20 protein-coding genes and 6 pseudogenes are annotated in these 14,276 nt (G+C 35.9%); 3 read left to right on the forward strand and 23 right to left on the reverse strand.

Annotation, left to right across the window (positions count from 1 at the left end; translation table 11 throughout):
- Positions 1 to 25: 25 nt before the first annotated feature.
- The 7 genes and pseudogenes from I6L50_RS34075 to I6L50_RS34100 all read right to left on the reverse strand — a co-directional run.
- Positions 26 to 196, reverse strand: coding sequence for a hypothetical protein (locus I6L50_RS34075; RefSeq protein WP_219304419.1), 171 nt, complete (start codon positions 194 to 196; stop codon positions 26 to 28).
- 114 nt (positions 197 to 310) lie between these two features.
- Entirely contained in the window at positions 311 to 433 is a 123-nt protein-coding gene (locus I6L50_RS34080; RefSeq protein ID WP_002010097.1) for a DUF3983 domain-containing protein, read from the reverse strand.
- A gap of 18 nt (positions 434 to 451) precedes the next feature.
- On the reverse strand, positions 452 to 625 hold the full coding sequence (locus I6L50_RS34085; RefSeq protein ID WP_219304421.1) for a hypothetical protein: 174 nt from the start codon (positions 623 to 625) through the stop codon (positions 452 to 454).
- Positions 626 to 659: 34 nt separating this feature from the next.
- Entirely contained in the window at positions 660 to 782 is a 123-nt protein-coding gene (locus I6L50_RS35555) for a hypothetical protein (RefSeq protein ID WP_257475505.1), read from the reverse strand.
- Positions 769 to 1,002 carry a hypothetical protein gene (locus tag I6L50_RS34090; RefSeq protein WP_219304424.1) on the reverse strand — a complete coding sequence of 78 codons (234 nt, stop codon included), beginning with the start codon at positions 1,000 to 1,002 and terminating at the stop codon, positions 769 to 771. Before I6L50_RS34090 ends, I6L50_RS35555 begins: the two co-directional genes overlap by 14 nt.
- An 89-nt stretch (positions 1,003 to 1,091) precedes the next feature.
- Positions 1,092 to 1,259: a hypothetical protein gene (locus I6L50_RS34095; protein ID WP_219304426.1), complete on the reverse strand. Its 168-nt coding sequence runs from the start codon at positions 1,257 to 1,259 to the stop codon at positions 1,092 to 1,094.
- Positions 1,260 to 1,516: 257 nt separating this feature from the next.
- A pseudogene (locus I6L50_RS34100) lies at positions 1,517 to 1,885 on the reverse strand (hypothetical protein); the annotation flags it as partial.
- Positions 1,886 to 2,066: 181 nt separating this feature from the next.
- On the opposite strand from I6L50_RS34100, the gene I6L50_RS34105 reads away from it, so the two are divergent.
- Positions 2,067 to 2,531, forward strand: a complete 465-nt coding sequence (locus I6L50_RS34105; RefSeq protein WP_219304427.1) for a hypothetical protein — start codon at positions 2,067 to 2,069, stop codon at positions 2,529 to 2,531.
- 179 nt (positions 2,532 to 2,710) lie between these two features.
- On the opposite strand, the gene I6L50_RS34110 is transcribed toward I6L50_RS34105, so the two are convergent.
- The 9 genes and pseudogenes from I6L50_RS34110 to I6L50_RS34150 form a co-directional block, all read right to left on the reverse strand.
- Positions 2,711 to 2,854: a hypothetical protein gene (locus tag I6L50_RS34110; RefSeq protein WP_219304429.1), complete on the reverse strand. Its 144-nt coding sequence runs from the start codon at positions 2,852 to 2,854 to the stop codon at positions 2,711 to 2,713.
- A gap of 50 nt (positions 2,855 to 2,904) precedes the next feature.
- Positions 2,905 to 3,045: a hypothetical protein gene (locus I6L50_RS34115; RefSeq protein WP_219304431.1), complete on the reverse strand. Its 141-nt coding sequence runs from the start codon at positions 3,043 to 3,045 to the stop codon at positions 2,905 to 2,907.
- Positions 3,046 to 3,473: 428 nt separating this feature from the next.
- Positions 3,474 to 3,857, reverse strand: a complete 384-nt coding sequence (locus I6L50_RS34120; protein WP_374108455.1) for a nucleoside triphosphate pyrophosphohydrolase family protein — start codon at positions 3,855 to 3,857, stop codon at positions 3,474 to 3,476.
- Positions 3,858 to 3,950: 93 nt separating this feature from the next.
- Positions 3,951 to 4,202, reverse strand: a complete 252-nt coding sequence (locus I6L50_RS34125) for a helix-turn-helix domain containing protein (protein WP_219304433.1) — start codon at positions 4,200 to 4,202, stop codon at positions 3,951 to 3,953.
- Between the two features lie 6 nt (positions 4,203 to 4,208).
- On the reverse strand, positions 4,209 to 4,376 hold the full coding sequence (locus tag I6L50_RS34130; protein WP_042596972.1) for a DUF3954 domain-containing protein: 168 nt from the start codon (positions 4,374 to 4,376) through the stop codon (positions 4,209 to 4,211).
- A 19-nt stretch (positions 4,377 to 4,395) separates the two neighbouring features.
- A pseudogene (locus I6L50_RS34135) lies at positions 4,396 to 4,755 on the reverse strand (cell division protein SepF).
- The gene (locus I6L50_RS34140; RefSeq protein ID WP_219304435.1) at positions 4,748 to 5,026 is read right to left on the reverse strand and encodes an AbrB/MazE/SpoVT family DNA-binding domain-containing protein; all 279 of its coding nucleotides are present in this window, start codon (positions 5,024 to 5,026) and stop codon (positions 4,748 to 4,750) included. Before I6L50_RS34140 ends, I6L50_RS34135 begins: the two are co-directional and overlap by 8 nt.
- Before the next feature lie 16 nt (positions 5,027 to 5,042).
- Complete coding sequence (locus tag I6L50_RS34145; RefSeq protein ID WP_219304436.1) at positions 5,043 to 5,237, reverse strand: hypothetical protein; 195 nt, start codon at positions 5,235 to 5,237, stop codon at positions 5,043 to 5,045.
- Between the two features lie 2 nt (positions 5,238 to 5,239).
- Positions 5,240 to 5,959, reverse strand: coding sequence for an ATP-binding protein (locus tag I6L50_RS34150; RefSeq protein ID WP_219304747.1), 720 nt, complete (start codon positions 5,957 to 5,959; stop codon positions 5,240 to 5,242).
- 495 nt (positions 5,960 to 6,454) lie between these two features.
- Between I6L50_RS34150 and I6L50_RS34155 the strand changes: the two are divergent.
- Positions 6,455 to 7,566: pseudogene (locus I6L50_RS34155) on the forward strand (tyrosine-type recombinase/integrase).
- A gap of 979 nt (positions 7,567 to 8,545) precedes the next feature.
- Complete coding sequence (locus tag I6L50_RS34160) at positions 8,546 to 9,736, forward strand: S8 family peptidase (RefSeq protein WP_219304438.1); 1,191 nt, start codon at positions 8,546 to 8,548, stop codon at positions 9,734 to 9,736.
- Between the two features lie 337 nt (positions 9,737 to 10,073).
- On the opposite strand, the pseudogene I6L50_RS34165 reads toward I6L50_RS34160, so the two are convergent.
- From I6L50_RS34165 to I6L50_RS34195, 7 genes and pseudogenes are all read right to left on the reverse strand, one after another.
- Positions 10,074 to 11,127 (reverse strand): annotated as a pseudogene (locus I6L50_RS34165) (N-acetylmuramoyl-L-alanine amidase).
- A 58-nt stretch (positions 11,128 to 11,185) separates the two neighbouring features.
- Positions 11,186 to 11,389 (reverse strand): hypothetical protein, encoded by a 204-nt coding sequence (locus I6L50_RS34170; RefSeq protein ID WP_219304440.1) that lies wholly within the window; start codon positions 11,387 to 11,389, stop codon positions 11,186 to 11,188.
- Positions 11,390 to 11,392: 3 nt separating this feature from the next.
- Positions 11,393 to 11,593: a hemolysin XhlA family protein gene (locus I6L50_RS34175; protein ID WP_219304442.1), complete on the reverse strand. Its 201-nt coding sequence runs from the start codon at positions 11,591 to 11,593 to the stop codon at positions 11,393 to 11,395.
- Between the two features lie 66 nt (positions 11,594 to 11,659).
- On the reverse strand, positions 11,660 to 11,881 hold the full coding sequence (locus I6L50_RS34180; RefSeq protein ID WP_219304444.1) for a hemolysin XhlA family protein: 222 nt from the start codon (positions 11,879 to 11,881) through the stop codon (positions 11,660 to 11,662).
- Between the two features lie 146 nt (positions 11,882 to 12,027).
- Positions 12,028 to 13,254, reverse strand: a pseudogene (gene ltrA / locus I6L50_RS34185) (group II intron reverse transcriptase/maturase); the annotation flags it as partial.
- A gap of 515 nt (positions 13,255 to 13,769) precedes the next feature.
- The gene (locus tag I6L50_RS34190) at positions 13,770 to 13,937 is read right to left on the reverse strand and encodes a hypothetical protein (protein WP_219304446.1); all 168 of its coding nucleotides are present in this window, start codon (positions 13,935 to 13,937) and stop codon (positions 13,770 to 13,772) included.
- Positions 13,918 to 14,247: pseudogene (locus tag I6L50_RS34195) on the reverse strand (phage terminase small subunit P27 family); the annotation flags it as partial. The pseudogene I6L50_RS34195 and the gene I6L50_RS34190, both read right to left, overlap by 20 nt.
- Positions 14,248 to 14,276 lie beyond the last annotated feature (29 nt).

Genomic DNA, 14,276 nt, shown 5'->3' on the forward strand with positions numbered 1-14,276 from the left:
AAGACCACTCCTTTTTATTTTTAAATTACTTTTGTCTTAAAGCCCCACGTCTACGCTCATAACAAGGTCTATAAATCCCCTTTAAATCTTCAATTTCACGAGTGGTTAGCTTCTCTTCTTTCTTTTTCTTATGTTTCTTCTTTGCTTGCTTAGATTGCTTTTTCCATTCACGTATTTGATCTTTTAAGTTCTTCATTCTCTACATCCCCTTTCAAAAATAAAGAGGACACCATTTCTTAAAACAGCTTGATTGCTGCTCTAAAAAATTGGTGTCCTCTAGTTTTCTAGCCGGACTATATTCAGTTTCTTTTCACTTTAAAATACCAGCTTGTACAAAAATATTTCTCCAAGCGTTTTTAACTCTATATTTTTCAAAGGATTTCGCACGTCGAGCAATAGCTTTTCTGGTTTTCTTTTTCTTTAATTTAGACATTTCTCCTAACCTCACTTTCTATTCCATTTGTCCTTTACACTCTTCAAGAAAATCAATAACTTCCTGAACATGCTCCCTTGTTTTCATACTTTCCATTACGTATCCTTCATCGTTATACACATTGACCTTATTCCCTTTAAACTCCATTCCGCACATTCCATCTGCGCCTAATAACTTTAAGTTTTCTTCCATTCTTTTAACCTCACTTTCTATTCAAAGGATTATTTTATTCAAAATTAATATTGCAATAGAAGCACAATATATGAATCCCTAACGTTCTTTCCGGCGCGTAATAACCAAACATAACGCCCCATGCATCTTTCTCTATGCCAAGTCTAATTTTCAACATTCTTTTCCTCCACTCCGATTCCAACTACAAACTCATCTAAAATGTCTGCTAAGTTATGAGCTTCTTCCATGTTTAATGTATGGAACCTAATTACCTTACCGTCAGGGAAATTTATTGAAACTCCTTGAGATTTTTCTGATCCAAACGTACTGCAATAAACTCCTGTTTTGCACCATAAACACTTATCTTTATCTATATGACATGTACATACACTACTCATTTCCCTCTTCCTCCCCTGAATAAAACTCAATATTCCGTAAATAATATAGACACATGGTTATCTTTCCTCTGTTTTTCTTGGGTGAGCAGTTAGCTTTTTATTGGTTCGAAATCCCTGAAAAAAATATCTTCCGATACGGGATATATATACCCATCCGGATATCTAGCCCAGCTATACCAATCATTTGGATTAATTTCAACTAAATGAACAATCGTTCCATCTTTGTGTCTGTATGGTTCTAGTGGATCTATTGTCATTCCATCCCCTCATTTCTGTACAGAATGAAATTTTTATTGCTTTCACTCCCGCATAACATTTCCGATCTGGTTTACACTATAACTGTAACTTAAAGTTACACATACTAACTTGTAAGGCCTAATTTTCTTTTGTACAACAAGTGGTTAGCTGATTAAGCTGGCTACTTTATTGTGCCAAGTAATTTTTTCTCAACATTGATATTATCCCCTTTAAGTAGACAGTGTAAAAAGACCATGTACATACATGGATGTGCTGTTATCCAATCCGTATCAACATCTTCAATTGGCGGCATTTCTCCCAAACGCTCAAATGCTATCATTTTATTTTTTTCAAGTAATTCTTCTAAATTACTTTGTTTCTCAAGGATTCGCTTTAAACCTTCACCAGCTTTTGCTAAAAAGCTCATTGTATCTTCCTTAGTACTTGTTGCCATCCAAATCCTCGAATCAATCGGAATGCTTATAGCATGTACACCAGATGTTACTTCCGAAATATTAATAGATTTACTTAATGGAATAGCGCAAAAACGATATTTTCCTACTTTAATTTCATGACCAACTGCAGGTACCCATTCATCAAATGCTAGATAAAAACGTTGAGATTGCTCATTTACCTTGATTTCCATTCCTTTTCCCTCCAAAATAACTATTTTATTAAGTTTCCTAATTTACGGTAATTTCCTTGAAAAAACATTCATATATATTTATTGGATGTACTTTGAAATCCCTAAAGTATCAAATACTTCACAAAAATTCACGTTTTATATAGGATAAAAAATTATCATATGCAAAGGAGTTTGATTATTTGTGAATCCTCAAGATGCTAACAACTCTAAAATTCACAAACCTTGTTCTTGCCCATCCCCCACAGCTAACAGTTTAAATGTTGTTCAAACTACCCCGGCAATAATTTCTGTAAATTCTGCAATTCCACTAGATACAGTGGTACATTCTAATGGCACAGCGATTTCATTTACGCCACCATCAACTGTATTACTTGAAGGTGGAAGGAATTATTTGGCAATATATGAAGTAGCGGTTTATATTGAACCAGGAGGTAGTTTTGCAGGTATCACTATGCATCTTAATGATAATGTAATCATTGGTTCAGCTACTTCTCTAGGGTATACTGCAGGATTTACCTCTGTATCAGCACCCGCAATTTTCACTACACCTCCAGGTATAATAAGTACCCTTACTGTTAAAGTCGGAACGTATTCAGATACATTAAATACTTGGGGTTTAACTCTTAATGTTGTAGCATTAACATAATAAAATCTAATACTCTCTAAAGTGATCTGTTTTTTGGCTGGGGTTTTTGGGGCTAGCTTCTAGGAACTCAACATAACTACATATAGAAAAAGAACACTATTTTGATCGATAGAATTGGGTGAATCGGCTGCTGCAATTGCCAAGTCACCTTTTTTCCTATAATAAAATAACGCTTTGGTTCAAATTTTTTTATCTTTGTTTCCATATGCTAACTTGTCATAACATGATTGACAGTAACTATCTCCAGACTCTGTTACTACTCCACGTTCAATCGTTTTATCACAAACATCACATAATACATCCCAATTTTCACGTTCCCTCATAAATTCCATCTCCTTGTCTATTTAAATAAAGATTTCTTTATATTTTTCATTTACGTATAATGGCCTGGATCAGTTGAATGATCAAAGTTTTTACAATGATAATAGCGACCTTCTTCATAAACCAAACAATCTGGATCATCAACCTTGGCGCCACATCCAATGCACTTATCATTTATACCAATCCGCTTCATGTCGGCTTCACCTCATTTCTGAACTGTAGCATTTCCGCTAACCAAAATTCATCTACTTGATATACACTCAATTTTTCTTATACTGGTGATAGTTAATACCTTTCCTTTTTGCTTTACTATTGAACCTACTTCTATATCCCTTGGCAACTCAAAGACGACGCTAAACTTTTCTGTTTTGGCCATTTCTTAACAAAGTTCAACTTGGGTGTTTTTGCCCAAATCCCAGAAATGGGGGAATACGCTTATGTTATTTAGACGTTGTACCCAGTGTTAAAAAGTACACTTTATGACATAGTTAAAAATCTAGATTTTTTCATTTCAAAAATACAACTTAATCATATTTGAAATATTTCAACATAGTTGTATATATTTTGAAATATATATTCTATGAGTAACCCTCTCCTTTTCTACAAAATTCAAATTTGGTATTACTTCACATCAACGCGTTTTTGACTAGCTTCCCGGCTAAATCCGTTTGGGTATCTTGTTACTAATTTAGAGATATTCATTTGTACAATATCTTCTAAGGTATATCCAATTTCGTGAGACCTGATGGAAATGTAATACAAAAGATATCCTAACTCTAAAGCTAATTTATGGGTGTTTCCTTCCTCTTCTCCTGGGCAATGAGCCGGAGCAAAACCATAACCGTGAAATATAGCTTTTTTTACAATATCCGAAGCCTCACCAGCTTCTCCCGTAATCCCTAACGCCGCATTTAAAACGTGTCCACCAAAATCGTTATTTGTATTCCGTGTACGTAATGCCGCTTCTTGATATTGGTCTAATTCACAAATTTGTTTGGTATTCATTTCAACTTGTCCTTCCTTTGATTTACTAATTAATTTAGTTAGTTACTTCCATAACACCGTTTTTCATTGCTTTCACTTTGCTTTCCCCTCTCTTTAACAAACTCCTAATCCTATTGGACGATTTTCAATCATATACTTATCAGCTTGATCTATTACGAGAAGTACCACCTCTGATTGGTGCCTCCTTAATGCTTTTGCCATTTCTGGTAAACTCATATCTTGTTTCCACATTTCACGAAAACGTATAACGTCTCTTTCATCCCAAATGAAGCTAGCTTCTTCTAAAGCGATATATATTTTCAAACGTGATTTCTTGCTACACTCATAAGCGAACCTACTTTCCAAAAATGATTATTTTATTTTTTCAGTAAACTTAGTATCTACACGATCAACTTTACCGTTTACCCAAACCGCGACTTGCTCACCGAATCCGCTCATTGGTGGATTTACCGTTGTAACATTTCCGTCCTTCACTATTAAAAGCTTGTTGCTACTCACATCAATTTCTATTTTTTTCATATGTTCCTCTCCCTTTTTCTCACTTCATGTACTTAACAACATCTGGTTTAAAAGCACTTCCTAAATAAATCCTTACTGGAATATCCTCCTTTTTATCTCGTGCCGCCTTACACAATTCCTCTGCTGTTTCCCACTTACAAGAGCTATCAATTGATCGCTCTTATCGCCAAATTGCTATTGCATACTGTTCAAATAATTCATAACGGTCATCTGGCTCCGTTTTACGTGGTAACTCATCCGTACATTTCGCTGTCTTAGGAACTTGAACGCGTACATCAGCATATGTAGTGCGTCCAGTACCCCTTTTTACATTTGCTTTCATTACATCGAACTGACAAATTTCCGGTTCTACATCGAAAATATTGAGTTGTTTAGGCATTTACCATCCCACTCTTCTCAATATCGCCCAGCAATTCACTTGCGCCTTTTTTGCTCAAAAACATCCTTCCGCCCAATAATTCCAAGTTGGATTCAGACACTTCGCCCGTTACAAAGCATGACTTTTCTTGTTTTTGTAAAACGATGTTTTCCCCTTCAACATGAAAGTCTAGTGCTGTTCCTTCAGCAATCCCAAAAGTTTTGCGTAACTCAGCCGGAATTACTACACGCCCTAAATCGTCCACTTTTCTTGCAACACCTGTGTTTTTCATCGCTTTCTCCCCCTTGTTAGCTAACTTTTTGTTGTTTTTTCCGTTCTAACTCTTGTTTCATTGATTCAAATTTAATTAAGTACGCTTTCCAGCGCTTATCATTTTCTTCTTGCTGTTGCTTTGCTACTTCACAATTACAACCTTTCGTTTCAATCACACCCGGATAAGTTTTTTTACGAATAATTCCTGCATTACGGCATAATACACACATGCTTATTCCCCCCTTTTGAAATTTCGTAATCTATAGTTATCGCCGAACATTTCTAGCATTTCCGCGTTTTCCATCATTCTGCTGAAATCACGTACTCCGTACATTTCTGCTAATTGGCCCACATTGAAATTTGTTGTAAATAAAGTACTTTTACCTATTCGGCTATCTACAATTTCATTTGCCTTTGTTTTTTTCCAAGTAACACCCTCTTTATCTTTCTCTGTAAACTCCGCCCCGAAATCATCGATAATAAGAACGTCCACTTTAGCAAGGAGAGACATGAGCTTGTCCTCTGTTAATTCACTGCTTTTGCTCCAAGTAGATTTGATTTTGGTAAACAGTTTATTCATTTGAATAAACATTACACTGTGACCCTTTTTCATAAGTTCTTTAGTGGCTGCCACACACAAATGACTTTTTCCTACTCCGTAATCACCTGTAATAATCATGATTGTTGGTTCTTCTTTATTGAATGAAGTAACAAAATTCATGATTGTTTTTTTCGCATCAGCCAATTTCTGATCTTCTTTTTCTACCAATCTACATTGAGGACAAAATTCCTTATTTGTTTCTATATCTATCAACATGCGTTTACTGCAAACATCTTTAAAATTTTCTTTTCCTACTAAAAAGACATTCGTGCATCTATTAGGCGACAATACATATCTTTGATTAGCGTTTTTTGAAGTCGTATTTTTCGATGAAGCTACTATCCTTTTGATTGCTTGTCACTCCTTTAGAATGTTTTCTTGTCCACTAATCTGTGAAATTAATGTCCTTATAGCTTTATAATTACTCATTAGAAATTACCTTCTTTCACAAATTGTTATATACGATTCTCCATCATTAATAATTTTTTAAATCACATAATGTGGGTAGCCAAATCTGAATTTATATCCACAGACACAGATTTTAGATGTAGAACTTTCTCAATACTTGTCGAAAAAAAGTATGTTATAATAACCTTGTTATATCATCTCTATAACGTAATGAAATATTAAGCTGAAGAAAAAGACGCATTCGTAATGATTGCGTCTTTTCTTTTTCGTTAAAATACTGATTTTAACGAAATAAAAAAAGCCCACAAATTTTGTGGACTCAGCAGTATGGATACATATATTTTACCACAAAGACACTCATTCGAGTGTCTTTTCCTTTTTCTCACACTGGAATTATTTGTACTATTCGAATACTATTAACTCAAGGAGGTATGGATAATGAAAGGATACTTTAGAAAAAGTGGTGAAAAGTGGTCATTTACAATTGATATTGGAAGAGATTCTCTCACTGGTAAAAGAAAACAAAAAACAGTATCCAGCTTTAAAACAAAGAAAGAAGCCGAACGTGCATGCAATGAGCTTATCCATCAATTTAATACCGGAAGTCTAGTTGATGCTAAGAATCTTACTCTTAGTGAATATTTACAAGAATGGCTAGAAAACACAGCAAAACAAAGAGTAAGAGAAACTACATTCACCAATTATAAAAGAGCTGTAAACGGTCGAATTATACCTGTAATTGGTTCGCGCAAATTAATGATTTAACAAAACTCTTGCATGGACAACGTTTTGTTAAATCATTAATTGATGAAGAATTATCACCTAAATATATTGAATATATTTTCGTTGTTTTAAAAGGAGCATTAGAAGATGCTGTTAAGTGGGAATTTCTATACAAAAACCCGTTTGAACATGTAGAAATCCCTCGACCACGAAGAGTGGTCCATTGAGGAAACAAAAACGTTCTTAACATATGCCGAATTTGATAACCATATCTACTATCATTTGTTTTTACTTGCGCTCAACACTGGTATGCGTAGGGGTGAACTGTTAGGTTTAAAGTGGAAGAATTTAGATTTAGTTGAAGGGAAAATCAGTGTGACAGAAACTCTTATTTATGATGAACGTGGTTTTCGTTTTACAGAACCGAAAACGTCAGGTTCTAAACGTTTAATTTCTATCGATCCGACCTTATGTAAAGAATTTAAAAGTTATAAAGCGAAACAAAACGAATTTAAATTAGCTATCGGTAAATCTTATGAGGATCATGATTTAGTTTTTTGTAGAGAAAACGGTCAACCAATATATCCAAGAACATTGACCACTATCTTTGAAAGAGTTGTAAAAACATCCCAAGTTCCTAAAATTCGATTCCATGATTTACGCCATACACATGCAACTCTTCTACTTAAATTAGGGATCAATCCAAAAATCGCAAGTGAGAGATTAGGACATAGTTCTATTAAGACCACATTAGACACTTATAGTCATGTTACATTAGATATGCAAGAAAGTCCACTATAGCACTAATTGAGGCGTTAAAATCATAAAAAAATTGTTGATGTGGTCAAAACGTGGTCAACCCCATCAACAATTACTATTAAACCCTTATATTTAAAGGATTAACCAAGCCACACACTCCACATGAGTCGATATAAAGTATATCATATCATTTAGTGTAACTTGTATTACTGTTGTGCATTCTTTCGCAAAGAAAAAAAATGTAGCGTCTTTTTCTTGCATTGAATGTATTTAATTTATTTTAAGCGCGTGGTCATTTTTGTGGTCAGTGGTCAAAAGAAATATCTACAGGTATACATGAATCACTAAACGCATAGATTAATGGTGACACCTAGACATTCTTCTTAACATCAGGCACCTTCAACTGAGGGAAGGTGTCTTTATTATTTTCAAGTCATTTTGTATGTAATGAACTCATATAATGAAAATGCCGATACTGTTATACAGAAAAAAGAGTATTCCTCCCATCCAACCGGGAATACTCTTTCTTTATTTTTGATATACATATTACTTCCGAATGTTACATATAATACTATTGCAAACCAAATTAGAGATGTACTTCTTTATAATGTCAAAAAAAGAGCGTTCCTCACTCGCCAGAGGAATGCTCTTTTTCGCTTTACTTCAGCTTCATTTGCTCTTACACAGTATGTTTTGCCTTTGCTGTTGTTTAATTTATATTGTGGTGATCCATTGACATAAAAAAAGCCGTCTCCAAAACAAAAGGAAACGACTCTTCGCAGGTTAACCACTCAATTACAAAATGGAATCTACTATATTTGAATGTGATCGTCAATAACGAGTTCTAATTTGTATTGTTAGTGGATATGCTATTTATGATGCATCTAGAGAATCCCCACATGTAGAGCGCCTTTACCAGGGATGAGAAGGTGCTTTTTGTCCGTCTACATCCGGCCTACAAAGAAAGTTATTTTATGATACAAGATATAAATCTCAGCCTCCAACTATACAATTGAAAGGAAGTGCAATCCAAAGGAGGTTTCCTATATGTTTCGGAAATTTTATTTTGTATTCACCGCAGTACTACTACTCATGTCTGGCTTCTTTTTCACAACTCCCCCCACACAAGCTAAAGCTAAATCGAATCACTACGTTCCCAACCAAGTTATTGTGAAATTCAAACATGCTGCCTCTCTTCAAAGTATTCAAGATTTCCACAAATCTGTAGATACTACCGTACTCTCCAAAGATAAAGTACTGGGGTTTGAAGTCGTTCAGTTTCAGAAAGGCTCCGTTGAGGAAAAAATAAAAGAATACAAAAAGAATACAAATGTCGAATACGCAGAGCCAAACTACTATTTTCATGCCTTTTGGACTCCAAATGATGCGTCATTTCAAAAACAATACGGACTAAGACAAATCCAAGCCCCTCAAGCCTGGGATACACAACGCAGTGATTCGGATATAAAAATTGCCATTATTGATACCGGTGTGCAGGGGACTCATCCTGATTTGTCCTCAAAAATCATTTACGGACACGATTATGTAAGTGATACTGCAATTTCAAATGATGGAAATGGGCATGGCACACACTGCGCTGGTATTGCTGCCGCCATAACAAATAATAAAGAGGGAATCGCAGGGGTGGCACCGCAAGCTTCCATTTATGCTGTTCGAGTATTAGACAATCAAGGGAGTGGAACATTAGATAATGTCGCAAAAGGAATTGCAGACGCTGCAGACGCTGGCGCGAAAGTAATCAGCTTAAGCTTAGGAGCACCAAATGGAGGAACTGCTTTACAAGAAGCCATCCAGTATGCTTGGGGAAAAGGCGCTGTCATTGTCGCAGCGGCTGGAAATGACGGCGATTCAACGCCAAATTACCCAGCGTACTATGATAATGTCATTTCTGTTGCTTCCACGGATCAATACGATCAAAAATCCTACTTTTCAACATACGGCAAATGGGTTGATGTAGCCGCTCCTGGTTCTAACATTTATTCTACCTATAAAGGAAGTACGTATCGTACATTAAGCGGTACCTCCATGGCGACCCCTCATGTAGCTGGTATAGCAGCTTTATTAGTGAATAAGGGATATACAAATTATCAAATCCGTCAAATTATCGAAGATACTGCTGATAAACTTCCTGGAACAGAGAACTATTGGAAATATGGGAGGGTAAACGCCTACAAAGCCGTAAACACACTTCCATCTATTCAACAACATGCGTCCTAACTAGAAATATCTTACGTCTTTCATGATAAAACCATTCAATCTGTTATACCTTCACAATCATTCGTATTCACCCCTAAGGAATATTAAGTACTTTAGAGGCATATATTAAATTGCTCCTGGCATGATGCCACTTTATATATGGAAAAACACTCCTATTCACAACATCAGGAGTGTTTTTCTCATATTTCAGCATGTTACTACGTAAAATAACACGCATACCTCTTACATAGTAATCATCCTATGTAACCAGAGTGCTCTGATTTTTATTTTTCATGTTCATATTACTTCTGAATGTTACATATAATACTATTAAACAAATTAGAGATATATTTCTTTTTTACTTCACATACACATAGGCTTTATTAGCTGTTACATAATATGTTTTACCTTTGCTATTGTGCACTTTGTATTGTGACAATCCATTGACAGTTACTTTTGCATCAACCGCAAACCCTGCCCCTGCATCTACAGACCCAGCAACATCTTTATCTTGCCAAAATGGAGCATCATAGAAACGTAGATTGTGAACTTTAGACACAACACGTTTCCCTACAATAGATGAACTCACTGTACTCTTCTTACTAAACTTCACATAAGATGGATCGTTCTTAATCCACTGATCTCCACCAAGATTTAACCAGCCATCCTTTTCAGCCCATACAACATAAAATTCTGGTTTATTTAACTGACGAATCTTAGAATAGCTTGTATCTGGTCCTTTACGTAAATTAACGTTGTAGCCTTCCATATAAGCAATTACCATCTGTTACCGCTGTCGGTACTTCTACTGGTTTAGATGGCTTCCCAGGAACAGAAACATCCACGCTAGAATTATTGTATGCTCGTTGTACATCTGCTCTAAATTGAGCCTCTGAAACGCCATGAGACTTTAAGTAGTCAAGTGGATCTTCATGATCTGTTCCACCAAGGTACTTTGTTACATCATAGTGAGTCCATAATCCTTTTTGCACAGATAAACCTCGATCACGTAGGATTTTAGCAAGCAACTTCACGTATTTATCATAGCTGCGTTTGAATTTATTGTAATCTGCTGTTTCGCAAAGTTCAACATGTACAAAGCGTTTATTAGCAGAAGGTCCACCACCATAAGCAATGTACTTTGTATCTGCAATTTGAATGGTTTCATCCCAATCGACTGCATAGTGAACAAATGCGTTTCTCCATGTACGAGTCTCATACTTTTGAATATTAATGGCTGGCGCTTTGGGTGTTGCGGTACTATGCGCCACAACACCTTCATACGCACCTACGCCGTAGCGATATGGCAATTTTGGTAAATCAGATATCAGAAGGACCCTATCTGCAAAAACACTCGCTGCCATCGAAGATACAAGACATAACGTGAACAATATCCCTAGTAATCGTTTCATTTCGTTTCTCCTCCAATAGAAAAAGCACCACCGATTGGTGATGCTTCCCTTTGTATTTTTATTTATCTGTTAACGTTGTTCCCTCATGATTACTCAAAATCCCTAGTGAAACACCAAGTGTAAAAATATACGGTAACATTTCATCAATAAAACTCTTTGTTTCTAGTAATCCTGCCTTCGCACAAATGAATCCCAAGAGGGATCCAAGTGCCACCCATGTTTTCCAGTTTTGTAGTCGTTTTTGGATGTTCTCTTTGTTCATATTTTATAATCCCCCTTTTAATAAAAACGCAAGTAGAGCCGCAATCATTCCACCTACAATGCTTTTCACTAACCAATTGGTATTACTTAAGATTTTCTCGATATTCTCTTCAATCTTCGCAACCTTGCTTTCCACAACTGCGAGACGGACTTGAATATCCTGTACTTCTTGTTTTATTTCCTCGTGTTCTTTGCATGATTCCATTGGTATCAACTCCTTTTGGGCAATAGAAAAGAGCCCTGATGATGATGAGCTCTTTTCTGTCCCTATTTACATAATTTTAATAACTAATCCTAAAATTCCAGTTACAACTGCACTAATTACAATTCTTAAAATCCATGTGGTATTCAGACTGATTTTTTCTAGTTGTTTATTAATTGTAGAAATATCTTTTACGTTTATAGTTGTACGAGTTTCTAGGTTACGAATATCTCGCATGATTTCTTTTTGATCTGCTTTTAGACTGTCGATTTTCACATATACGTCTTCCATATATCCATCCCTCTTTTGAAATCTTAATAAAGCAATCTTTGTATACTATGAGACAACCCTTTTCTTAGTGAATGCATAGGGAAATTTTTATATAAAAGCCGTATTTTGTTCAATCGAGTAGAGGGAAAATAAAGTAATTTATTCTCGCCCCTCTTCTTTAGTCTTTGGTTTGAGATGGCTCTTTGAACGACTTTCGATAATCCTATATATCGGTAGCCCTTTCGACAGTAGGTTAATCCCTTCGCTTCTTCCTCCGGAATCCCTAATTGAACAAGCGATTTGATTTGTTTCTTCGGTATTTTCCATTGCTTCCAAATAATCACTCTAATTCTGGAGCGGAGCTTCTTATCTACTTGCTTCATAACGCCTTTCATATTTGCACTCCTGAAGTAATTTACCCATCCAAATATAACTTGTTTTAGTTTCAATATTCGATAGTCTAACGGAACGCTCCAGTTTCGTTTTGTCAGTTGTCGAAGCTTTCTTTGGAATTTCTGTACTGAGATTGGGTGTGGTTTCGTTTGATATCTCTCATCCTTAGAATTGTAATAATATCCAAATCCTAAAAATTTTAAATCTTCTGGCCGAGAGATTTTACTCTTTTCTGTATTGACTATCAAACCTAGGTTCTTTTCTATAAATCTCACGATTGATTTCATCACTCTGCTCGCCGCTTTCTCGCTTTTCACAAAGATAAGAGCGCCGTCGGCGTATCTCACAAATGGAAGTCCTCTACTCTCGAGTTCCTTATCCAGTTCGTTCAACATAATGTTCCTCAGTAAAGGGCTTAGATTGCCTCCTTGCGGAGTTCCGACCGGTGTTTCTTCATATTTTCCATTCACCATAACCCCACTGACTAAATACTTTCTTATGAGGGAAATGACGTCTCCGTCATATATTGTATTAGATATAATTCGCATTAACTTATCGTGATGAACTGTATCAAAGAATCTTTCCAAATCAATATCCACTATCCAATCATATCCATCATTTAGAAATTCCAAGCTTTTAACGATTGCCATCTCACAGCTTCTTTTTGGTCTAAAACCATAACTGAATTCACTGAACTGCTTCTCAAATATAGGACTGAGTATTTGATGAATGGCTTGTTGAACTACTCTATCCACTACTGTTGGTATTCCCAGCTTGCGCATCTTGCCATTCTCTTTTGGGATTTCCACTCTTAAGGCAGCTTGTGGTTAGTATTTTCTTGTTCTAATGCGCTGACGTAGCTCGTCCTTGTTTTCTTTCAGATATCGTTTAAGTTCGTCAACTGTTACACCATCAACTCCACTTGCACCTTTATTTTTATAAACGCGTAAGTAGGATTCATTCATATTTTGATTACTTAGAATTGTTTCTAGAAGTTCCACACTCGTTTCTCCTTTCCTCTCACGTAGTAAGTAATATCTCCCATTTTGGTTATCCTTTGAGATACGCTCATACTTTCACCATTAACACATTCGGAGTTTATTATTTACGCATTCGTGGTGTTGAAACACTATAAACTGTTCAGCCCTTCATGAATTGAGTTCACTACTATGGCCTCGGCTGACTTCTCGCGGCTAACCATTTTCGACTGTACTGTTAGTACATCCGCAAGATCTCCCAGGGTAAGACAACTATCTTTCCTCTTTTACTCGCCTGATTTACTCTACAAAGTTACGCACATCTATTTGGACTTTAACTTGAATTGGAGTCTCATCCCTTTATAGAGCCTTCGTATCAGATTTCTGTTCGTCGAGCCAAGATTTTATTCCACGCTTCCTTCAACCCTCACCTCACGGTAAGTACCTTGCGCTTCCTTAGTGGTTGGTCGATGTGTACCCCCACAGTGGACTTTCACCACCTAGACAGTTGCCATGCCTGGCACACAAATAAAAACAGCTTATAGCTGCTCTAGTTTCTCATTTATTAATTTTTGGACTAACTCTTCTAATGTTGCTATTTTGTTGTTCATTAATGTAATTTCTTCATTATGCTTTCTCTCCATTTCTTGTATTTTCTCATTTTGATTTTCTTCATGCCCTTGTAAAGCTTTTATTGGTATACTCAACAAGTAGTCCTTCTTCTCGAATAATCTTGGTGCATTCAACATAGTCAGAAAAAGCATCACAATAAGTTGCTAGTGCATTTACATCTATGTTTGTAATGACATCCAACTCTAATAATTCACCTGCAATTCGTTTGAACTCTCTCTTAGCAACTGAATCTAACCATGTGGGTGGTTTTACTTTATCCTTTTTTGCTTGTAACTTTTTTTCAGCCGCTAACCTTTGATTGATTTCTTCTTTTGTTAGTCGACTTGTATTTCCTTCTAATAAATGTAGATGAATCGGTTTAGCTTTTCTTCCTATGAGAACCACCTCCTTCAGCCGAACCCCCTTTTATGGAA

Source organism: Bacillus sp. FDAARGOS_1420 (assembly GCF_019344915.1).
Lineage (GTDB): Bacteria > Bacillota > Bacilli > Bacillales > Bacillaceae_G > Bacillus_A > Bacillus_A mycoides.